The sequence below is a fragment of the Streptomyces coerulescens genome, assembly GCF_042657965.1.
Taxonomy (GTDB): domain Bacteria; phylum Actinomycetota; class Actinomycetes; order Streptomycetales; family Streptomycetaceae; genus Streptomyces; species Streptomyces coerulescens.
Window position 1 is genome coordinate 64,502 of the sequence record NZ_JBHSKM010000046.1, and the last position, 18,613, is coordinate 83,114.

Sequence of the window (18,613 nt, forward strand, 5' to 3'; positions counted from 1 at the left end):
GCACCGGTGGGCCGGAGAGCCGGTCCGCGTACTGGACCTCACGCCCATTCCTGGAAAGGGAGCACAACAGATGGGACGAAGAGTGAGAAGCTGCCGCCCCCTAAACCCACTGTGTATTGGGGAAGTTGGGCATCGGTCTGCTTCGGTCGTTGGGAAGACGGGTGCGAGCTGAGGCTGTTGCCGGGTGGGCAGATCATGTGTTCGGTGCGGCGTTCTCCGGTCGTTGCTGGTGATCTGGGCCGGTGGGCGCGGACGGTGCAGGTAATGGCGGGACGGCGCCCGTGTCGCCGGCGAAGTGCCGCGTCCTCGTCCTGCCGGTGGGTGGTGATCCGCTGTGGCCGTGATCGGGAATGTCGCCGCGAGCCGCTACCACGAGCTGGTGGCCTCCTCGCTCCGCCAGGTCGAAGTCCACTGCGCAGCCCAGTGGGCTCTCGGTGATGCCGCGCTGGAGATCGAGCCGATGCGCGAGTGGGGCGGTCACCTGCGGGTTCCCGAGGACGGGCAGAGCGTGGAGGAGGCGCTGAGGTTCTTCGCGGAGGACGTGGGCCTGTCGGTTTCGACCGTGCGGACGTACCGGTGGGTGGCGGCGAAGTGGCCGGCAGAGCGCCGGGTGGCCGGGGTGTCCTGGGAGGTCCACAAGATCCTGGCGTCGGCCGAGGACCCGTTCGAGGTGATCGCGCACCCGCCGCTGAACGAGCGCACCGGCTGCCGGTCGTGGGACGGAGACGCCGCGAAACGGGTGGTGGGCTGGAAGACCTCCGTGCCGGTCACCGTGGACGAGAAGGTGGAGGCCGTCGCCGATCTGGTGCGGGACGAGGCGGTGGCCTGCCGGGTGGTAGTCGACCTGCTCAAGCGCCGGGAAGTGGCCCTCGTGGCCATGCGGGGCGGTGATGCCCGCTATATGGTCAACGAGATCCAGTTCGAGCAGGCCGACGAGGACGACGACCTCGATGAGGAGTTCCGCGACGTCCTGGCTCACGAACGCGAAGATGATGGTGACGGCGAGCGGTTCGACGACCCTGCGGCCATCGTGCGCGGCTGGCACAAACAGATGGAGTTCGCGGACCTGATGGCCATCTGCCAGGGGTTCATTGCCGGGGCCGCACGGCTGGTGCCCAAGCCGCGCGGGCACGAGTTCTCCGAACGGCAGCACGCCCAGGTCGGATCGACGCTGGAGAAGTTGAGGGCGACCGCTGACTGGATCGAGACCGCGGTGGCCACCGGCCGGACCGGCCTGGACGAGGCCCTCGCCCAGCTGCTGCGGGGCCGGTAGCGATGGCGGGGCGGGGAGCGCCCGCCCACGTCCACGGCGAGGCGGTACGCAAGGCGCTCATCGAGGCGAGGCAGGCCGGGGCCGGCTGGCCCAGATGTGCCGGTCGGCCAAGCGCACCCCCGCCCAGGTCTGGGCTGGCATCAGATTCCTGCGCAAGATCGCCGCCAAGGAAGGGCTACCGCCGGTGACGCACTCGCGGTTGGAAGGAGTCCAACCGTCTGAGGCCCGGAGATCTGGGTGGCCTACGAGCGGGCGATCTTCACCACGGAGCTCCACCGGATCACGAACGTCATCCACGGGATCATCGCCCCGCATGCCAAGCGCGAACCGACGGACGAGTGGGTCCGCCTGGTCCTGGAGCAGCTCGGCGGGGCCAAGGCCACCCTCGAAGTCCTCACCCGCATGGAGCGCTAGAACGGGCCCCTGACGTGCGTAAACACCGCTACCCATCCGACATGAGCGATGCCGAGTGGGAGCTGATCCGCCCGCTGCTGCCGCCGCCGGCCACCACCCTGCCGACCGGCGGCCACCCCGAGTTCTACGACCGGCGCGACGTCGTCGACGCCGTACGGTACGTCAACCGCACGGGCTGCCAATGGAGAGCGATCCCCTGCGACTTCCCGCCGTGGAGCACGGTCTATCGGTGGTTCCGCAAGTGGCACGGCGCCGGGGTCACCGCCCGGATCTGTGCCGAACTGTACGAGCAGGTACGCGTGCGGGAGGGCAAGAACCCACGGTCGGTGACCGTGGTGGTCGACTCCCAGACCGTCAAGGCCGACGCCACCGTCCCGAAGACGACGTCAGGCTGTGACGCAGGGAAGAAGGCGACGGGGAGGAAGCGCCACCTCGCCGTGGACACACGGGGCCTGCCGGTGATGATGATGGTTACCCCCGCCAACATCCACGCCGCGCACGCCGCGCGTGACTTCCTCTTCCGGCTCCGTCTTGCTCACCCCGAGGTCACCCTCGTGTGGGCCGACTCCGCGTACGGCGGGGAACTCGTCACCTGGGCCCAGGACCGCCTCCGCCTCACCCTCAAGACCGTCAACCGGCCCAAAACCAAAGGCTTCGTCTTGCTGCCCAAGCGCTGGGTGGTAGAGCGGAGCATTTCGTGGCTCATGAGGGCCCGCCGCAACTGCCGCGACTACGAGGCGCTGCTCCAACACGAGGCCCATCTGGCCTGGACCTCCATGGCTCTGATGACACGTCGGCTGACGAAACCGGTGGCCGATTGGCGCGAACCCAAACCCCCGCCACCACCACCGGCCCTGCCCCTGCGGATCCGCCTGCATCCCTGGACTGTCCGCCTCGGCCCAGCACCCCGGTGACCAGGCAGCCCACGCACTTGCCGACGGCCGTCTTGGGAAAGAACTTGGCCAGGGCCGGCTGTGTCTGCCGACTACCCTCCTTGGCATGCGGAAAGCAGTAGTCGATTGGCTGGTCCTCTTGGGTGTTTGGATCGTGGTACTGGCCATACCGGTCGCCGTGCTCGGTGGTTTGGGGATGCTGGTGTGGTCGGTCCTCGATGACGACGAGGGGCTGCAAGAGCTATCGGATTTACACCGCCTTTGCGGTAAAAATCATGATGGATTCGGTGAAACGGCATCCTACGGCGGGGGCGGACCCCATCCGCTGGTTCTCTTTACCGGAGACACGGACTTTCCCGCTCACGCCACTGACGGCCAGACCGCGGAACCGAGTCCGAAGGACGTGCAGTTGGTCGCGTGCGCCTCGGGTCCCACCCGCGCCTCGGACAGAGTGATCGAGTCCTGCACATACGTCGGCGGCGAACCCGACTCTTCCGGCTCTGACCAGAGCCTCACCGGCAGCATCACCATCGCTAATTACCAGGGCAAGGTGGACATCACCGTATACGAGGCGAGAACCGGTCGCCCGGTCGACACATTCCGACTTTACGGCGCGGATAAGTTGACGTGCGAACCGACCGTAAGGGAGGGAACGAAGAGCCACGATGTCATCACCGTACCTTCGGAACTGGCCTACGCAGAAAGGCTGGAAGAGTACGCCACGGAAAACGCGAAACGCTGAGTGTCCATGACGACACCCTTCACCTGCTCGGAGTGAGCGGGAAGAACGCCCCATCACTCAGCGCCACAGATCAAGGGGAAGCACAACAGCTCCTCAGTGCCGGGTGGCATGCTGGCCGAGGGCGTGATCGACAGCGGGGGGACGGAGGCGGGCATGGGCTTCGACGGAGAGGTGTGGCACCTGCGAGGTGGCGACGAGCCGGTGGGCGAGATCCTGATCGACGAGGCCGACTTCCCCTGGCTGGCGGGCCGTTTCACGCCCGCTCCGGGCTATGCGGAGGTACGCGACCTTTTCGCACGTGAACTCGCCCTGCTGGAGCAGGACTTCGACGAGGCGGGAGAGGCGTGGGAGGCGGCCTACGACGAGATCCGCAGCCGCGTCTCACTGTCCTCGCCGGACGGCCCCGTCGCCGAGTTCCTGCTGCACATCGAGGGGGACAGAGCGTGGTTCCGGTGGAGCGAGGAGCCGTTCGACGAGTGACTCGCCGCCCCCTCAGGACAGGGCACCCACAACTCTGGACAGGACACCTGCAGGGCTGCGTACGGCGTCACGCAGGCGTACGGCGTCCTTGCTGGGCGGCGCGCCGAACTGACGGCGGTACTCCCGGCTGAACTGCGACGGGTTGTCATAACCCACGCGCTGCCCGACCCCGGTGACGTCGCCCGGGTGGGTGGCGAGCAGCAGCCGGGCCTCCTGGAGCCGGATCTGCTTCTGGAACTGGATCGGGCTCATCGCGGTCACCGCCTGGAAGTTGCGGTAGAAGGCGGAGACGCTCATGCCGGACATCCGCGCCACGTCCTCGACCCGGAAGGGATCCGCGTAGTGCTCGCGGATCCAGCGCACGGCCCGGGAGACATGGCTGAGGCTGCTGTCGGCCAGGCCCAGCTGCCGTACCGTCGCGCCCTGCTCGCCGGTGATCACACGCCACAGGATCTCGCGCTTGACCAGCGGCGCGAGGACGGCCCGGTCGCGGGGCTCGTCGATCAGGCGCAGCAGCCGGACCACCGCGTCGAGCAACGCGGCCGGCGCGTCGGTCACCGCGATTCCCGACGGCGGGTCTCCGCCGCCCCGGGGAGCGCTTCCGGGGCCGGCCTGAAGCAGCAGCTCGGCCACGGCCGACGGGTCCAGCGTGAGTCCGAAACCCAGCGCCGGGTGCTCGGGATCGGCTCCGGTGAACTGGCCGGTGACCGGCAGATCGACCGACGCCACCAGATACTGCCCGGCGCCGTACTCGAAGACGCGGTCGCCCAGCGCCAGGCGTTTGGCGCCCTGAGCGATGACAGCGAGGACCGTGCCCGACATCGAGGGCGCCGGCGGATCCGACCGGTCGACCTTCGAGATCAGGACACCGTCGATGGGGGTGGTCCAGTCGGGACGCGCGTGCCGGACCAGCAGCGCGCGGAGCTCTTCCAGTGGCATACGGCCATTGCAGCACGGTTGTGCCCGGCAGTTCCCGCAAGCGAGAGGATCGTGCAAGGACGAGCGAGTATCGCTCTAACGTTTCCGCAGGTCAGATGGGTTGAATGGAAGCAGTTCACCGGTTCCGTTCACTCAGGGGAGAGACCATGAAGATCGCCATTGTCACCGGCGCCAGCTCCGGCATCGGGCAGAGTGCCGCCGTCGAGATCGCCAAGCGCGGGGTCGGGGTCGTCCTGACCTACGGCAGGAACGCGCGGGGCGGGCAGGAGACGGTCGCCGCCATCGAGGAGGCGGGCGGCACGGCCGTGGCGCTGCCGCTGGACGTCGGTGCGAGCGACACGTTCGACGCCTTCCGCGACACGGTGGCCGGCGTGCTCAAGGAGACGTGGGGACGCGACACGTTCGACTACTTGGTCAACAACGCGGGGATCGCGCAGACCGCGCTGATCGAGGACATGACGGAGGACATGTTCGACCGGCTGACGCGGGTCCTGCTCAAGGGGCCGTACTTCCTCACGCAGAAGCTGCTGCCGCTGATGGCGGACGGCGGCGCCGTCGTCAACACCAGCAGCAACTCGGCGGGCACCACCACGGGCCTGGAGCCCGGCTACTCGGCGTACGCCACCATGAAGGGCGGCCTCGACGTGCTGACCCGGTACATGGCCAAGGAGTTCAGCGGCCGAGGCATCCGTGTCAACGCCGTCTCGCCCGGGGCGACCCGCACGCGGCTCGCCGACGACGCCTTCACCCGGTTCCCGGAGGTGATCCCGGGCCTCGCCGCGAAGACCGCGTTCGGCCGGGTCGGCGAACCCAACGACATCGGCGCGATGATCGCCACGCTCGTCTCCGACGAGAGCCGCTGGGTCACCGCCCAGAACATCGAGGTGTCCGGCGGCTACAACCTCTAGGGCCGGTCAGCCGCCGTTCAGCAGCGCCTCGGCCTCGGCCAGGACTTCGGTGACCCGCAGTCCGAACGCCGCGTCGCACGGGTGCGGTTGCCCCGTGCGAGCAGCGGTCAGCAGGGCGTCGGCGGACCGGGTCAGGGCGGACACCGCGGTCTCGGTGCTCTCCGGCAGCAGCGTGACCCCGGCCGTGCCCCGCAGCTCCACCGTCGCCCCCGCGGCGGCGGGCGGGGCCGTGAGGCTCAGCGCCAGTGTGCTGGACGCGCCGCCGGTGTGGTCGAGGACGAGGTGGACGGTGTCGCCGGGCCCGTGCGCGGCCGCCGTCACCCGCCGCGCGTCACCCAGGATCGGCAGCAGCACCGACAGCGCGTGGGGGCCCACGTCCCACAGCGCGCCCTTCTCGCGCCGCCACGGGGAGTCCGCGAACGGGCTGTCGGCACCGCTGAACACCGCGCCGAGCCACTGCGCCCGTCCCGTGAACCAGCCGTCCACACCGGCCTGTTCGGTGATCCACGCCGCGGTCTCCGGCTGGAAACGGGTGGTGAAGAAGACGACGGAGGCCACACCGGCCGCCGCCACGGCGTCGACGACCGACCGTCCCTGCTCCACCGTCGGCGCGAGCGGCTTGTCGAGCAGCAGATGGCAGCCCGCCCGCGCGGCCCGCACCGCGAGGTCCGCCTGGATCGCCGGCGGCAGGGCGACGGCCACCGCGTCCACTTCGGAGAGCAGCGCGTCGACGTCGTCGTAGGCGCGTACGCCGAAGCTGTCGGCCAGTTCCTTCGTGGGCGCGGTGCGGCGCCCCCACACCCCGACGAAGTCCAGCTCCTCGTGCCCGCTGAGGGCGGGAGCGTGCGCCAGCTGCGCCCAAGGGCCGGTGCCTAGCAGTCCGATGCGCATGCCGCCGCCTCTCACGTGCCGGATCGTCCACGACCGATACCTGTCCGGTCGGTCGAGGGTGAGCGTGTCATATCGACCTGGAGAGAGCGCAAGGGGATACCGGAGGGGGTCGGCCGGGATGACCCCGGAACTGAACGGATTCAGCGGCACCGTCGCTGAATCCATTCACTTTCTTCTATTGGACCTCTCGCGTCAGGGCGGCGACGCTGGTGTCGGTTCTTCCGCGCGTCAGCCGAGAGAGGTCACGAGCCCATGCACACCCGCCGCATCGGGGATGTCGAGGTCAGCGCGATCGGTCTGGGCGCGATGCCCATGTCCATCGAGGGCCGCCCGGACGAGGCGCGCTCCCTCGCCACGATCCACGCCGCGCTCGACGCCGGCGTGACCCTGATCGACACCGCCGACTCCTACCACCGCGACGTCCACGAGGTCGGTCACAACGAGACCCTCATCGCCAAGGCCCTCGCCTCCCACGGCCTCGGCAAGGACGTCCTCGTCGCCACCAAGGGCGGCCATCTGCGCCCCGGCGACGGCAGTTGGACGCTCGACGGCAGCCCCCGCCACATCAAGGAGGCCTGCGAGGCGTCCCTGCGCCGGCTCGGTGTGGAGACGATCGGGCTCTACCAGTTCCACCGGCCCGACCCGAGGGTGCCCTACGCCGAGTCCGTCGGCGCGATCCGTGACCTGCTCGACGAGGGCAAGATCCGCATGGCCGGGATCTCCAACGCCGGCCCCGAGCGCATCAGGCAGGCGAACGACATCCTCGGCGGCCGGCTGGTCTCCGTGCAGAACCAGTTCTCCCCGGCGTTCCGCTCCAGCGAGCCGGAGCTGAGCCTGTGCGACGAACTCGGCATCGCGTTCCTGCCCTGGAGCCCGCTCGGCGGCATCGCCCGGGCCGGTGAACTGGGCTCCGCCTACGCCCCGTTCGCACGCGTCGCCGACACGCACGGCGTGAGCCCGCAGCGGGTGTGCCTGGCCTGGATGCTCGCCAAGTCGCCGGTCGTCGTCCCGATCCCCGGGTCGAGCCGGCCGGAGACCGTCCTGGACTCCCTCGGCGCGGTCGACCTCGCGCTCACCGCCGAGGAGATCGCGGAACTCGACGCCGTCTGACACACCGCTGTCCACCGTGCGGGGCGCGGACCGGATCGTGGTCTCCTGGGCGACAGCCGCATCCAGGAGATCGGCACCCACTCGGAACTCCTGCGCCGGGGCGGGGCGTACGCGGCCCTGCACAGCGGTCAGGTCGCCTGACGCCCCTTGTCGTTCTGCTTCTTCTCCTGTCCAGCACATGACCTGCAAGGCAACGGAGCGGTAACAGCAGGCAACTGAAAGGGACTCGGCACGGTCTAGTCCGCCATGAAGATCTCTTTCCTGCTCCACAACGCCTACGGGATCGGAGGCACGATCACCACCACGTTCAACCTGGCCCAGGCACTGGCCGAGCGGCACGACGTGGAGATCGTCTCCGCCCTGCGGCACCGGGAACGCCCGAACTTCGCCCTGGACCCGCGCGTCGCGTTAAGGCCACTGGTGGATCTGAGACACGAGAAGGAACATCCCCTGCACCTCAGACCGGCGCGGGTGTTCCCCGCCGCCGAATACCGCTACCGGCAGTACAGCGAACTGACCGACCAGCGGATCGGGGAATGTCTGGCGCAGACCGACGCCGACGTCGTCATCGGCACCCGCCCCGGGCTCAATGTGCACCTCGCGCGCCAGGCGCCGGAGCACGTCGTCCGCATCGGACAGGAGCACCTCACCCTCGACAACCACTCGCCCCGGCTGCGTACCGCGCTGCGCCGCGCCTACCGCCGGCTCGACGTGCTGACCACGGTCACCGAGGCGGACGCCGCCGCCTACCTACGCAAGATGCGCCTGCCCGGCGTCCGGGTGGAGGCGCTCCCGAACAGCGTCCCGGATCCGGTGCTGCCCGCGGCGGACGGCTCCGCGAAAGTGATCGTCGCGGCCGGCCGACTGGTGCCGGTCAAGCGCTACGACCTCCTCATCGAGGCCTTCGCCCCGGTCGCCGCCGCCCACCCCGACTGGCGTCTGCGCATCTACGGCAAGGGGGAGGAACAGGCACGGCTGCGGCAGCTCATCGAGGAGCTCGGCCTGAGCGACCACGCCTTCCTGATGGGAGCGGCGGCCCCCATGGAGGCGGAGTGGGTCAAGGGCTCGATCGGCGCGACGGCGGCCAACTTCGAACCGTTCGGCATGACCATCGTGGAGGCGATGCGGTGCGGCCTGCCGGTCGTGAGCACCGACTGCCCGTACGGACCCGGCGAGATCATCGAGGACGGCACCGACGGCCGACTCGTCCCCGTCGGCGACCGCGAGGCGATGAGCGCCGCGCTGCTGGAACTCGTCCGCGACGACGAGCGGCGCCGGCGTATGGGCCGCAGGGCCCTGGAGAACGCGCGACGGTTCGCCCCGGTCCCGGTGGTGGAGCAGGCCGAGCGTCTGATCGACGGGGCGATGGCCGCCCGCAGGGCCGGGCGACCGCCCACAACGGAACGCGGCCGAATACAACGCGCCCTGGTCAGCCAGGGCTTCGCCGCACGCGACGCCGCACACGCCGTGGCCGCAGGGGCACTGCACACGGTACGGAGGGGACACCGATGACCACCGATCACGCCACGTCGAGCGTGGCCGACCTCCGGGCCGACTGCACGGCCGACGCCGACGGCCGCCTCACGTTCGCGCTCCGGACGCCGTCGACCGCGGCCCGTCTGCTGCTGCGACTCCGCCCGAAGAAGGGGCAGCCCGAGAAGGTGCTCCACACCCTCGACCTCGAACCGGCGGGGGACGGCCGCCGCCGTGCCGTCCAGATGCCGGAACCCGCGCTCGCCGAGGGCCGCTGGGACGTCTACCTGGTCCCCGAACCCGGAGCCCCACGGCAGCGCCTGCGCCCCGGGCTGCGGGACCTCAGGGCCCTCGTCGACGGCCACCTGCGCGACTGGCCGTCGCCGGTCGCCGTACGGGTCCCGTACGTCACCAAGGACGGCTACCTCGCGGTGCGGGCCTGGCTGCGCACCGCCCACGCGGAGGTCGAGGGCGTCGATGTCACGGACCGCTCGATGACCGTCCGAGCACGGCTGCACGGCGCCACCCTCGGCGCGGGACCGACCGTACGGCTGCGCCCGCGCGGCGGGGGCGGCACCGAACGGACCGTCGTGCCGGTGGCCGGGGAGGACGGCCGGGGGTTCACCTTCACCGTGGACTACGGGGAACTGGTCGGGGACGCCAAAGCCGGGAACCGCGTCTGGGACCTGTCCGTCCGGGCCGACGGTGAGACCTCCGTGCGGATCGGCCGGCTCTTCGACGACGTCGCGGACCGCAAGGAGATCTTCGTTCTCCCGGCGGCCGTGATCGGCGGCGCGGTCGTGCGGCCCTACTACACGGTCGACAACGACCTCTCCGTACTTGCGGACAGAACCTGACCGCAAGTCCTCCTACGGTCGTTCCATGACACAGACACAGCAGGCCCAGAAGATCCTTGTCACCGGGGCAACCGGAACCGTCGGCCGTCAGGTCGTCAACGAACTGCTGACCCGCGGTCACGCGGTCCGCGCCCTCACCCGGGACCCGGCCAAGGCCGACTTCCCGGCCGGCGTCGAGGTGGTCCGGGGCGACCTGACCGACCCCGACAGCCTGGTCCCGGCTCTGGTGGGCGTCACCGGCGTCCACCTGATCACCTTCGGCGGGGCCTACTTCGCCCCGCTGGAGACGGGCCCCCGGATCCTGGAGCTGGCCCGGGCGGCGGGCGTACGCCGGGTCACCGTGCTGCACGGCGGTGAGGCGACGCCGCTGGAGCAGGCGGTGCGGGCGGACGACGGTGTGGACTGGACGGTGCTCATGCCGGTCGAGTTCATGGGCAATGCCCTGGAGTGGGCGGACGGCATCGTGGCCGCCGGTGAGGTGCGCGAGCCGTTCGTCTCCCGGCTGAGCGCCATGGTCCACGAGGCCGACATCGGCGCCGTGGCCGCGGTCGCCCTCACCGAGGAGGGGCACGGCGGCCAGGAGTATGTGATCACCGGGCCCGAAGTCCTGACCGTCGGCGACAAGGTGGCGACCCTCGCCGCCGCGCGCGGCCGGGAGATCGCGCTGGTGGAGCTCACCGAGGAGCAGGCCGTCGCGCAGTGGCGGGAGGCGGGTCACTCGCAGGAAGTGATCGGCTTCCTGCTGGAGGCGTACGGCAACACACCGGAGGTCGGCCGTACGGTCGTCGACACGGTCGAGAAGGTCACCGGGCGGCCGGCCCGTACCTTCGGCCAGTGGGCGACGGAACACGCGGACACGTTCAGGGCGGGCTAGCCCTCACCGCCCCGCGCCCTGCCGCCCCGCCAACCGCGCCGCCGCGTCGTGGACGACCTGTGCGTGCAACTCGAACAACGACACGAGGTCCACGGCGTCGCCCTTGACCTCGCGGTGCACGAACAGGCCGTCCGCGCCGGCGATGGCGTAGGTGGTGAGGGTGTCCACGGCGGCCCGGTCCAGGTCCGGGAACAGGGTGGCGGCGACCTCGGCGATCTTCCGGTGGGTGATGTCGCGAACCTGGAGGAACACCGTGCGGCCCCGGGGTTCGGTGGGCCGGCGTTCCAGGGCGAGCATCAGGCCGAGGCGCAGGAAGTCGGGGGCTTCGACGAGCGACTTCGCCACGTTCCCCGCCATGGCGGTGACCCGCTCCAGAGGCGTACCCGACTCCTCGTCCGGCAGCTCGACGGCCGAGAGCCAGGCTTCGAAGCTGCGCTCGATGACCGCGGCGATCAGGTCGTCCTTGTCCTTGAAATGCCAGTAGATGGAGCTGGCGGGCAGCCCGCACTTGGCGCTGACGGCCGCGATCGAGGTGCCGTCGTAGCCGCGCTCGCCGGCGATCTCCACGGTGGCGTCGAGGATGCGCTGGCGTGACTCCACCCCGTTGGCGCGCTTCTTGCGCGTCGTCGGCGCACTGGTCATTGGGGTGCCTCCCCGGTCGTACCCGGTCGTACAGGGCCGTCGACCGCCCGCGGTCGACGATCTCTGGTGAACGCATGCTGAAGTGTCCACTCTAATTGGAGCGGCCCCTACAACAGAGTGCGGCCCGGTACAGCAGGAGTGCTGTCCTTCCCTCGCTCAGCCGACGAGGGTGTCGACCACGTCGAGGTCCGGCAGGTCGAGCGAGCAGATCCGGGTGGCCTCGTCGGCCGGGAGGCCGAACTGCCGCAGCAGGCTGCGGGTGAGCAGGTCCGTGGACTGCGCGTCGTCCCGGTCGGGCTGGGCGTGCAGCAGTGAGCCCAGCGCCAGCGCGGCGGCGGCCGTCATGGCCAGGGCGAGGTCCAGGTCCTCCACCTCGAAGCGTCCCGCGTCGACCGCGGCGTGGATGTCATGGAAGGCGCGGGGCGCCAGGCCCCGCTCGGACCGCGCCAGTTCGAGCCCCTGGTTCAGCAGGATGCGGCTCAGCTCCGGGTGGCGGCGGTGCAGCCGGCCGGTCATGCGGAAGCTCTGCGTGAACCCGACCGCCGGGTCGTCGATGTCCGCGGTGAGGCGGTCCATCAGCGCACCCCACCACTCCAGCGCCTCCGCCACCGCGACACGGAAGAGCTCTTCCTTGCTGTCGAAGTGGTTGTAGAACGAGCCGACCCCGATGTCGGCCAGCTCGGTGATCTCCAGGATGGGGACGTCGGTCCGGCCTTCGGCCAGCAGGCGCTGGGCCGCCTCCACCAGCGCCGTGCGTGTGCGCGCCCTTCGCCGGTCGACTCGCCCGGGTGCGGTCCGCTCGGCCATCACACCACCCATCATCCCGCCCGAACTGCGTTCCACCCCGCACTCTAGCTGCACTCTCTCCTTTCCTGAAGATTTCTTCAGTTCTCTTGACTGACGTCGGATTCGGAAGTGAATATTTCTTCAGGAGGTGGTGACCGTGGGTGGCACGCACAACGACCTGCATTCCGAGCAGGGTGCACTCCCCGGGGAGCATCCAGGCCGGGCGACGAACCCGGTGATCAAGGTCCACGACATCGCGTGGCTGGAGTTCCGCAAGCCCGACCTGGACCGGGCCGAGGTCTTCGCCCGCGCGTTCGGCTTCGTCACGTCGTACAAGGACGGCCGCGCGTTGCACCTGCGGGGAACACAGGCCGGGGCTCCGTGCGTGATCATCACGAAGGGGCGGAAGTCGCAGTTCCGCGGCCTCGCCTTCCGCGCCGCGGACGCCCGGGACCTGGTGCGGCTGGCCGAGGCCACCGGCACCCGGGTGCGGTCGCTGCCGGAGCAGCTCGGCGGCTCGGCCGTGGAGCTGGTCGACCCGAGCGGGCTGCCGGTCCGCGTCGTCGCCGGCACCGCCGAACTGCCCGCGCGGGCCACGCAGGGCACGCAGACGTTCAACTTCGGCGGTGGACTCGACCGGGTCAACGCCACCCAGCGGCCCCCGCGGGAACCCGCGGGCGTGCGGCGCCTCGGTCATGTCGTCCTCCAGACGACCACCTACGCGCGCACGCTGGACTGGTACCTGGAGCACCTCGGCCTGATCGTCAGCGACTTCCTCTACTACGAGGGTCAGCGTGGGCGGGGCCCCACCATGAGCTTCATCCGCTGCGACCGCGGCCGGACCCCGGCCGACCACCACACACTGGCCCTGACCCTCGGCCCCTCCAACCGGTATGTGCACTCCGCGTACGAGGTCACCGACCTCGACTCGCTGGCCGCAGGCGGTCAGCACCTGCTGAGCGAGGGCTACCGGCGGTCCTGGGGGATCGGGCGGCACATCCAGGGCAGCCAGATCTTCGACTACTGGCGCGACCCCGACGGCTTCCTGGTCGAGCACTTCACCGACGGCGACATGTTCGACGCCACGCTGGAGCCCGGCTGGACGCCGATGACCGCCTCCGGCCTGGCGCAGTGGGGTCCGCCGGCCACCAAGGACTTCCTGGGCGTCGCCCCCGGACGCGAGTCGCTGGCCGAGCTGCGCTCGATCATCACAGCCCTGAGATCCGACGACAACGAGTTCGACCTGGACCGCCTGCGCGGCCTGTTGAAAGTGGCATCCTCATGACCATCTCCGTCCTTCGTACCGCTGCGGGAGCGTGGTGGGTCGCGCTCGACGAGACCCATGCCGTGCCGGTCGAGACACGCGCGACGACGACCGCCGAACTCCTCGACGACGTCGTCACGGTGCACATGGCCCTCGCCGAGGCCCGCGCGGGAGTCTCGACGGCGCGGTCCCGCCCCATCGCCGAACTCCCGCTCGTCTCCCCGGTCACCGCGCCCTGCCGGGTGGTCGCGCAGATGACCAACTACGTCTCCCATGTGCGTGACTCGGGAATGAACCCCGAGACCGTCCCGCTGACGTTCTTCCGCAAGACCTCCGGCTCCCTGTGCGGCCCCTTCGACGAGATCGTGAAGCCGACGCATGTCCGCTTCCTCGACTACGAGATCGAACTCGGCCTGGTCGTCGGACGCCCCCTCGACGTCGGCGCCACGGTGACCGCCACGACCTGGAGGGACCACATCGCCGGCCTGGTCGTCACCAACGACGTCTCCGCACGCGACGTACAGCTGCCCAAGACCCAGTTCTACGAGGCCAAGTCCTATCCGACCTTCACCCCGGTCGGGCCCGCACTGGTCCTGCTGGACGCCGAGGAACTGGACCGCCTCTCCGAGCTCGCCCTCGTCCTCAAGGTCAACGGCGAGACACGCCAGAACAGCGACCTCACCGACATGATCTACAGCCCCCTCCAGGCCCTCCAGGAGCTCTCCCGCTTCCAGGCCCTCGCACCGGGCGACCTGATCCTCACCGGCACACCCGGCGGCACGGCCCTGAAGGCGCCGCCCAAGCCGGTGGAGATCATCGGCGCTCTGCTGCCGCCCGCCATGAAGTGGAAGGCGTTCTTCAACTCCCAGGCGAAGAACGAGAAATACCTCCATGACGGCGACGTACTGGAACTGTCCATCCGCACCCCCGACGGCGCCATCGACCTGGGCACCCAGCAGAACAAGGTGAGGTACGCGTGACCACCGAGACCCCCATGGCGTGGCCGCGCTACGACCACCCCGACGACCTGGCCGCCATCGAGGCCACCCCGCTCGCCCTCCGTACTGGACGACGACTCGGTCGTGTTCGCCGCGCTGCCGCTGTTCCACGTCCACGCGCTCGTCGTCACTCTGCTCGCACCGCTGTTCCGAGGTCAACGCGTGGTGTGGGCGGGGCCGTTGGGCTACCGCGACATCACCCTGTACGCCGAGGTCTGGCGCATCGTCGAGCACTACCGGATCGCCACCATGAGCGCCGTGCCCACGGTGTACGCCGTCCTGGCCACGTGCCCCGTCGACGGCACGGACATCGCCTCGATGCGGTGCGCGATGGTCGGCGCCTCCGCCCTGACGGACGGGGTGCGTATCAACTTCGAGTCGGCGACCGGGATTCCGCTCCTGGAGGGGGTACGGCCTGACCGAGGCGACCTGTGCCAGCGTCCGCGGCTTCCTCGACGTGCGCCGGCCCGGCTCGGTCGGCCGGCGGCTGCTGTACCAGCACATCAGGATCGCCGACCCGGACACCGGTGCCGAGCGGCCGGCCGGCGAGGTCGGCACCATCCTCATCAGCGACCCGACGGTCTTCCCCGGCTACGTCCTGGGCCGTGCCGTGGACGGCCATCTGATCAGCGCTCAGGGCAAGGTGACCGACGGCTGGCTCGACACCGGTGACCTCGGCTACCTCGACACGGACGGCTTCCTCCACCTCACCGGCCGGGCGAAGGACCTCATCATCCGCGGCGGCCACAACATCGACCCCCGCGGCATCGAGGACGCCCTGCTCTCGCACCCCGCGGTCAGCGGCGCCCAGGCCGTCGGGCAGCCGGACGAACGGGCGGGCGAGGCGCCGGTCGCGTACGTGACGCTCCGCGACGGCATGGTCGGCGAGGACGAACTGCGTGCCTGGGCCGCCGCGCACGTCCCTGAGCCGGCCGCCGCCCCCAAGGCCGTCCGCGTCCCCGGCGCCCTCCCCGTCACCGCGGTCGGCAAGCCCCACAAACTCGCCCTGCGCGCCGACGCCGCGCGCCGCGTACTCGGCGAAGTCCTCGGCGACATCGAGCAGGTGGCGGAGGTGAGCGCCGATGCCGACTCCGGGCCGGTGACCGTCACCGTCACACTGCGGGCCTCGGCACCGGCCGGCACCGCGTCGGAAGTGGAGCGCCGGGTCGGCGCCTTCGCCGTGACGTGCCGTGTCGTCGGACAGCACCCGAGGTGATGAGTGACGTAGCCCCCACAGGCAGTGCCGGGTGCGACGGTCGGCGCGGGGCCGAGGAGCGCGCCGATATGGCCGAACCGGACCGGAAGTCATCTGTGCCCACCTGGAGCCTTGAACTGCCCGGACTGACCACGGCCATCGAGGATCTGGCGCCCGCCGTGGCCCGGACCGACCTCACCTTCGGGCTCGTTCCGGCCGGGGACGAACTGCGCGGCTTCGTCGACCTGCTGCGTGCGGAGGTCGACCGGGCGCTGCGGAGCTGAGCCAAGCCCGCGATGTCGTCCCGTCGAGCGCCGATGCCGGCACGCCGCACGGCACGCCGCACGGCACGCCGTACGGGACGGCATCGCGGACGCTCATGCCGCGCTGCTGCTGCGCGGCATCCAGTGCCGGCAGGTCATCTCGTGCTCGGTGCCGAGGCTGGTCCACCAGCGCTCGCAGCAGGCCGAGTCGAGTTCCGCGCGGACGATCGCGTCGGCGGCATCCCCGCCGCCGCGCGAGGCCCGCGCGATCAGATCGAGCAGAATCCGCCGCTGTTCACCGATCACCGTCTCCCGTACGACGGCGATGACCGGCACGAGACTGGCGGCCGCGAACAGACAGGCGGCCCAGATCGGGCCGTACCGCACTTCGAGGATCGCGGTCCAGGCGAGCCCCCCGCTCGTGGCGACGTAGAGGAGACACAGCAGGCGGCTGGAGCAGTTCATGGGCGTACACCGTCCTTGGGGCGGATCGAGTCGCCCTGTCCAACTGCTCACAGCCCTCGTGGATTCGGGTGAATTATCCCACCGTGACTGACCGGGTGCGGTCCGCCGGATTCGACGGGGCGCCGACCGCGGTCCTCCCCTGGAACGCGGACCGGTAGGAGTGCGGCGTCGTGCCCACCACCTTGCGGAAGCGCTCACGGAACGCCGTCGGTGAACCGAACCCGGCCTGGCGTGCGATCCGCTCGACCGGATGGTCGCTGTTCTCCAGCAGATACTGCGCCCGCCGCACCCGCGCCCGCAGCAGCCACTGCAGCGGAGTGGTGCCGGTCTGCTCGCGGAACCGGCGGCTGAAGGTGCGCTCGCTCATGCCCGAGCGCTCGGCCATCGCCCCGAGGGTGATCTCCCCGGCGAGATTGTCCTCGATCCACTCCAGGAGCGGTTCGAGTGCCGAGCCGCGCGGCACGGGCGGGTGCTCGTGCACGATGAACTGCGCCTGCCCGCCCTCACGTTCGAGCGGTACGACGGACATGCGGGCGGTGTGCGCGGCCACCGCCGAACCGAGGTCCCGTCGGATCATGTGCAGGCACATGTCCAGTCCCGCGGCGGCCCCGGCGGAGGTGAGGACCTGTCCGTTGTCGACGTACAGCACGTCCGGTTCGACCTCGACGGCCGGGAAGCGCCGGGCCAGTTCGCCGGTCGCCATCCAGTGGGTCGTGGCGCGCAGCCCGTCCAGCAGTCCGGCCTCGGCCAGGACGAAGGCGCCCACGCACACGGACGCGATGCGCGTGCCGGCTTCGGCGGCCGCACGCAGGGCCGCGGCCACGGCGGGAGAGGGCGGCCCCGTCTCGTCGCAGCCCGGCACGATGATCGTGTCCGCGTCCGCCAGCCCGTCCAGCCCTCGGTCGATGCGCAGGGCGAAGCCCTCGGTGCGCACCTCGGGCGACTCGGCGCACAGCCGGACCCGGTAGGGGCGGCGGCCGTCGGGCAGCCGTGTCCAGCTGAACATCTGGAACGGCGTCGCCATGTCGAACGGCACCACGTTGTCGAGAACCAGGATCGCCACGGTGTGCATGAACGCCACCTTAGGCAGATTCCCGCCACGACCAGAAGCCCAGGTCCGGGCGGTTATCCCGGACACAGAGCCGGATTGGGGAGGTGGCGGGAATCCGTTGGTTCCTGTCGTTTCAGCCCCTGTGCGACGGGGTGGACGATCTCTAACGTGGGCGGGGCCGCCGCCCCGCGCACGCCGGGAGCGCGGCTCTGATGCCACGCCGACCCGGAGACCGAGACACCGCCCGATGACCAAGATCCTGCTCATCCTTCACGTCCTTGCCGCCATCGTCGCCGTCGGCCCCGTCACCGTCGCGGCCAGCATGTTCCCGCCGGCCGCACGCCGCGTCCCGGCGACGGACGGCGCCGTGGCGGTGGGCACCGTCCGCCTCCTGCACCGCATCTGCCGGGTCTACGCGGCCATCGGTCTGTCGGTCCCCGTCCTCGGCCTGGCCACCGCCCTGGCGATGGGTGTCCTGGGCAGCGGATGGCTCATCACGTCCATCGCCCTGACTGCGGCGGCCGCCGGCCTGCTGATCGCGTTCGTCCTTCCCCGCCAGGAGGAAGTCCTGGAGCAACTCGGCGAGGACAAGCCCGTGGAGCGCTCCGCGACCGTGCAACTGGCCATGGTCACCGGTGTCTTCAACCTCCTGTGGGCGACCGTCACCATCCTGATGATCGTCAGGCCCGGTTCGACGACCGGCGCCTGAACCGGGCAGGTCGGCGGCCCGCGACCGTGCGTCGAGGGCCGCCATAGCACCCGTTCGTCGCCCGTGAAGCGCTCTGGCAGAATTCGCACTTCAGTGTGCGTCGGCGCCTAGACTCGACAGCCGTGCCCATATGCACACAAGGGCCACGACATGAAAGGCGCGTTGACGGGTGTTTCAGGATTCCCCCATTTACGACCGGCTGATCGCGGAACGCGGCGACATCCCCACCCAGGTGCGCAGGGAGGCCGAACGCGTCAGCCGGGACCTGGAGTTCGTGATGCAGCCGGGGCCGCCCCTCGGCCACGCGCCGGCTCCGGCACGTCCGGCATCCCCCGCCCCGGCCTGGCAGCGCAGCGCCCTGCCGCCCGGTCCGCACGCCGGCTGAG

The 18,613-nt window shown here is 70.4% G+C and carries 22 protein-coding genes and 2 pseudogenes; 18 read left to right on the forward strand and 6 right to left on the reverse strand.

Annotated features, from left to right (window positions below):
* Nucleotides 1-340 precede the first annotated feature (340 nt).
* The 5 genes from ACFPQ9_RS40730 (at nt 341) to ACFPQ9_RS40750 (ending at nt 3,802) form a co-directional block, all read left to right on the forward strand.
* Nucleotides 341-1,273: a DUF6192 family protein gene (locus tag ACFPQ9_RS40730; RefSeq protein WP_380864674.1), complete on the forward strand. Its 933-nt coding sequence runs from the start codon at nt 341-343 to the stop codon at nt 1,271-1,273.
* 237 nt (nt 1,274-1,510) lie between these two features.
* A complete protein-coding gene (locus ACFPQ9_RS40735) occupies nt 1,511-1,687 on the forward strand; it encodes a hypothetical protein (protein WP_380864676.1) in 177 nt (58 codons plus the stop codon).
* A gap of 41 nt (nt 1,688-1,728) precedes the next feature.
* Entirely contained in the window at nt 1,729-2,601 is an 873-nt protein-coding gene (locus ACFPQ9_RS40740) for an IS5 family transposase (protein WP_380864677.1), read from the forward strand.
* An 85-nt stretch (nt 2,602-2,686) separates the two neighbouring features.
* Nucleotides 2,687-3,322 carry a hypothetical protein gene (locus ACFPQ9_RS40745; RefSeq protein WP_380864679.1) on the forward strand — a complete coding sequence of 212 codons (636 nt, stop codon included), beginning with the start codon at nt 2,687-2,689 and terminating at the stop codon, nt 3,320-3,322.
* 153 nt (nt 3,323-3,475) lie between these two features.
* Nucleotides 3,476-3,802 carry a hypothetical protein gene (locus ACFPQ9_RS40750; protein ID WP_380864986.1) on the forward strand — a complete coding sequence of 109 codons (327 nt, stop codon included), beginning with the start codon at nt 3,476-3,478 and terminating at the stop codon, nt 3,800-3,802.
* A gap of 12 nt (nt 3,803-3,814) precedes the next feature.
* Here ACFPQ9_RS40750 and ACFPQ9_RS40755 read toward each other — a convergent pair whose 3' ends face one another.
* Complete coding sequence (locus ACFPQ9_RS40755) at nt 3,815-4,741, reverse strand: AraC family transcriptional regulator (protein ID WP_380864680.1); 927 nt, start codon at nt 4,739-4,741, stop codon at nt 3,815-3,817.
* Between the two features lie 146 nt (nt 4,742-4,887).
* Between ACFPQ9_RS40755 and ACFPQ9_RS40760 the strand changes: the two genes are divergently transcribed.
* Nucleotides 4,888-5,649, forward strand: coding sequence for an SDR family NAD(P)-dependent oxidoreductase (locus ACFPQ9_RS40760; RefSeq protein WP_380864681.1), 762 nt, complete (start codon nt 4,888-4,890; stop codon nt 5,647-5,649).
* Between the two features lie 6 nt (nt 5,650-5,655).
* On the opposite strand, the gene ACFPQ9_RS40765 is transcribed toward ACFPQ9_RS40760, so the two are convergent.
* On the reverse strand, nt 5,656-6,540 hold the full coding sequence (locus ACFPQ9_RS40765; RefSeq protein WP_380864683.1) for a Gfo/Idh/MocA family protein: 885 nt from the start codon (nt 6,538-6,540) through the stop codon (nt 5,656-5,658).
* A 252-nt stretch (nt 6,541-6,792) separates the two neighbouring features.
* Between ACFPQ9_RS40765 and ACFPQ9_RS40770 the strand changes: the two genes are divergently transcribed.
* The 5 genes and pseudogenes from ACFPQ9_RS40770 to ACFPQ9_RS40790 all read left to right on the forward strand — a co-directional run bounded on the left by ACFPQ9_RS40770 (nt 6,793) and on the right by ACFPQ9_RS40790 (nt 10,854).
* Entirely contained in the window at nt 6,793-7,650 is an 858-nt protein-coding gene (locus ACFPQ9_RS40770) for an aldo/keto reductase (protein WP_380864684.1), read from the forward strand.
* 7 nt (nt 7,651-7,657) lie between these two features.
* Nucleotides 7,658-7,791 (forward strand): annotated as a pseudogene (locus tag ACFPQ9_RS40775) (ABC transporter ATP-binding protein); the annotation flags it as partial.
* A 105-nt stretch (nt 7,792-7,896) separates the two neighbouring features.
* Nucleotides 7,897-9,162 (forward strand): glycosyltransferase family 4 protein, encoded by a 1,266-nt coding sequence (locus ACFPQ9_RS40780; RefSeq protein WP_380864686.1) that lies wholly within the window; start codon nt 7,897-7,899, stop codon nt 9,160-9,162.
* The gene (locus ACFPQ9_RS40785) at nt 9,159-9,980 is read left to right on the forward strand and encodes a transferase (RefSeq protein WP_380864688.1); all 822 of its coding nucleotides are present in this window, start codon (nt 9,159-9,161) and stop codon (nt 9,978-9,980) included. The genes ACFPQ9_RS40780 and ACFPQ9_RS40785 overlap by 4 nt, the downstream gene beginning before the upstream one ends.
* Nucleotides 9,981-10,005: 25 nt before the next feature.
* Nucleotides 10,006-10,854, forward strand: coding sequence for an SDR family oxidoreductase (locus ACFPQ9_RS40790; protein ID WP_380864690.1), 849 nt, complete (start codon nt 10,006-10,008; stop codon nt 10,852-10,854).
* A gap of 3 nt (nt 10,855-10,857) precedes the next feature.
* On the opposite strand, the gene ACFPQ9_RS40795 is transcribed toward ACFPQ9_RS40790, so the two are convergent.
* Together ACFPQ9_RS40795 and ACFPQ9_RS40800 are read right to left on the reverse strand one after the other, a co-directional pair.
* Nucleotides 10,858-11,496, reverse strand: a complete 639-nt coding sequence (locus tag ACFPQ9_RS40795; RefSeq protein WP_380864691.1) for a TetR/AcrR family transcriptional regulator — start codon at nt 11,494-11,496, stop codon at nt 10,858-10,860.
* Nucleotides 11,497-11,652: 156 nt separating this feature from the next.
* Nucleotides 11,653-12,339: a TetR/AcrR family transcriptional regulator gene (locus ACFPQ9_RS40800; RefSeq protein ID WP_380864693.1), complete on the reverse strand. Its 687-nt coding sequence runs from the start codon at nt 12,337-12,339 to the stop codon at nt 11,653-11,655.
* Between the two features lie 100 nt (nt 12,340-12,439).
* Here ACFPQ9_RS40800 and ACFPQ9_RS40805 point away from each other — a divergent pair, with 100 nt between their 5' ends.
* The 5 genes and pseudogenes from ACFPQ9_RS40805 (at nt 12,440) to ACFPQ9_RS40825 (ending at nt 16,023) form a co-directional block, all read left to right on the forward strand.
* Nucleotides 12,440-13,567: a VOC family protein gene (locus ACFPQ9_RS40805; RefSeq protein WP_380864695.1), complete on the forward strand. Its 1,128-nt coding sequence runs from the start codon at nt 12,440-12,442 to the stop codon at nt 13,565-13,567.
* Nucleotides 13,564-14,526, forward strand: coding sequence for a fumarylacetoacetate hydrolase family protein (locus tag ACFPQ9_RS40810; RefSeq protein ID WP_380864696.1), 963 nt, complete (start codon nt 13,564-13,566; stop codon nt 14,524-14,526). Before ACFPQ9_RS40805 ends, ACFPQ9_RS40810 begins: the two co-directional genes overlap by 4 nt.
* Before the next feature lie 102 nt (nt 14,527-14,628).
* Nucleotides 14,629-14,886 (forward strand): annotated as a pseudogene (locus ACFPQ9_RS40815) (AMP-binding protein); the annotation flags it as partial.
* A 115-nt stretch (nt 14,887-15,001) separates the two neighbouring features.
* Complete coding sequence (locus tag ACFPQ9_RS40820; RefSeq protein WP_380864698.1) at nt 15,002-15,760, forward strand: AMP-binding enzyme; 759 nt, start codon at nt 15,002-15,004, stop codon at nt 15,758-15,760.
* A gap of 68 nt (nt 15,761-15,828) precedes the next feature.
* Nucleotides 15,829-16,023 (forward strand): hypothetical protein, encoded by a 195-nt coding sequence (locus ACFPQ9_RS40825; protein WP_380864700.1) that lies wholly within the window; start codon nt 15,829-15,831, stop codon nt 16,021-16,023.
* Between the two features lie 93 nt (nt 16,024-16,116).
* On the opposite strand, the gene ACFPQ9_RS40830 is transcribed toward ACFPQ9_RS40825, so the two are convergent.
* Nucleotides 16,117-16,467 carry a hypothetical protein gene (locus ACFPQ9_RS40830; RefSeq protein ID WP_380864701.1) on the reverse strand — a complete coding sequence of 117 codons (351 nt, stop codon included), beginning with the start codon at nt 16,465-16,467 and terminating at the stop codon, nt 16,117-16,119.
* A gap of 73 nt (nt 16,468-16,540) precedes the next feature.
* Nucleotides 16,541-17,548, reverse strand: a complete 1,008-nt coding sequence (locus tag ACFPQ9_RS40835; protein WP_380864702.1) for a GlxA family transcriptional regulator — start codon at nt 17,546-17,548, stop codon at nt 16,541-16,543.
* Nucleotides 17,549-17,765: 217 nt separating this feature from the next.
* Here ACFPQ9_RS40835 and ACFPQ9_RS40840 point away from each other — a divergent pair, with 217 nt between their 5' ends.
* Together ACFPQ9_RS40840 and ACFPQ9_RS40845 are read left to right on the forward strand one after the other, a co-directional pair.
* On the forward strand, nt 17,766-18,227 hold the full coding sequence (locus ACFPQ9_RS40840; protein WP_380864704.1) for a DUF2269 family protein: 462 nt from the start codon (nt 17,766-17,768) through the stop codon (nt 18,225-18,227).
* Nucleotides 18,228-18,396: 169 nt separating this feature from the next.
* Nucleotides 18,397-18,612: a hypothetical protein gene (locus ACFPQ9_RS40845; protein WP_380864706.1), complete on the forward strand. Its 216-nt coding sequence runs from the start codon at nt 18,397-18,399 to the stop codon at nt 18,610-18,612.
* Nucleotide 18,613: the final 1 nt, after the last annotated feature.

Coding starts and splice junctions, on each gene's coding strand:
- ACFPQ9_RS40810 (WP_380864696.1), top strand. CDS start 13,564: ATGACCATCTCCGTCCTTCGTACCGCTGCGGGAGCGTGGTGGGTCGCG.
- ACFPQ9_RS40755 (WP_380864680.1), bottom strand. CDS start 4,741: ATGCCACTGGAAGAGCTCCGCGCGCTGCTGGTCCGGCACGCGCGTCCC.
- ACFPQ9_RS40790 (WP_380864690.1), top strand. CDS start 10,006: ATGACACAGACACAGCAGGCCCAGAAGATCCTTGTCACCGGGGCAACC.
- ACFPQ9_RS40760 (WP_380864681.1), top strand. CDS start 4,888: ATGAAGATCGCCATTGTCACCGGCGCCAGCTCCGGCATCGGGCAGAGT.
- ACFPQ9_RS40780 (WP_380864686.1), top strand. CDS start 7,897: ATGAAGATCTCTTTCCTGCTCCACAACGCCTACGGGATCGGAGGCACG.
- ACFPQ9_RS40825 (WP_380864700.1), top strand. CDS start 15,829: ATGGCCGAACCGGACCGGAAGTCATCTGTGCCCACCTGGAGCCTTGAA.
- ACFPQ9_RS40795 (WP_380864691.1), bottom strand. CDS start 11,496: ATGACCAGTGCGCCGACGACGCGCAAGAAGCGCGCCAACGGGGTGGAG.
- ACFPQ9_RS40740 (WP_380864677.1), top strand. CDS start 1,729: ATGAGCGATGCCGAGTGGGAGCTGATCCGCCCGCTGCTGCCGCCGCCG.
- ACFPQ9_RS40840 (WP_380864704.1), top strand. CDS start 17,766: ATGACCAAGATCCTGCTCATCCTTCACGTCCTTGCCGCCATCGTCGCC.
- ACFPQ9_RS40745 (WP_380864679.1), top strand. CDS start 2,687: ATGCGGAAAGCAGTAGTCGATTGGCTGGTCCTCTTGGGTGTTTGGATC.
- ACFPQ9_RS40770 (WP_380864684.1), top strand. CDS start 6,793: ATGCACACCCGCCGCATCGGGGATGTCGAGGTCAGCGCGATCGGTCTG.
- ACFPQ9_RS40785 (WP_380864688.1), top strand. CDS start 9,159: ATGACCACCGATCACGCCACGTCGAGCGTGGCCGACCTCCGGGCCGAC.
- ACFPQ9_RS40765 (WP_380864683.1), bottom strand. CDS start 6,540: ATGCGCATCGGACTGCTAGGCACCGGCCCTTGGGCGCAGCTGGCGCAC.
- ACFPQ9_RS40830 (WP_380864701.1), bottom strand. CDS start 16,467: ATGAACTGCTCCAGCCGCCTGCTGTGTCTCCTCTACGTCGCCACGAGC.
- ACFPQ9_RS40750 (WP_380864986.1), top strand. CDS start 3,476: ATGGGCTTCGACGGAGAGGTGTGGCACCTGCGAGGTGGCGACGAGCCG.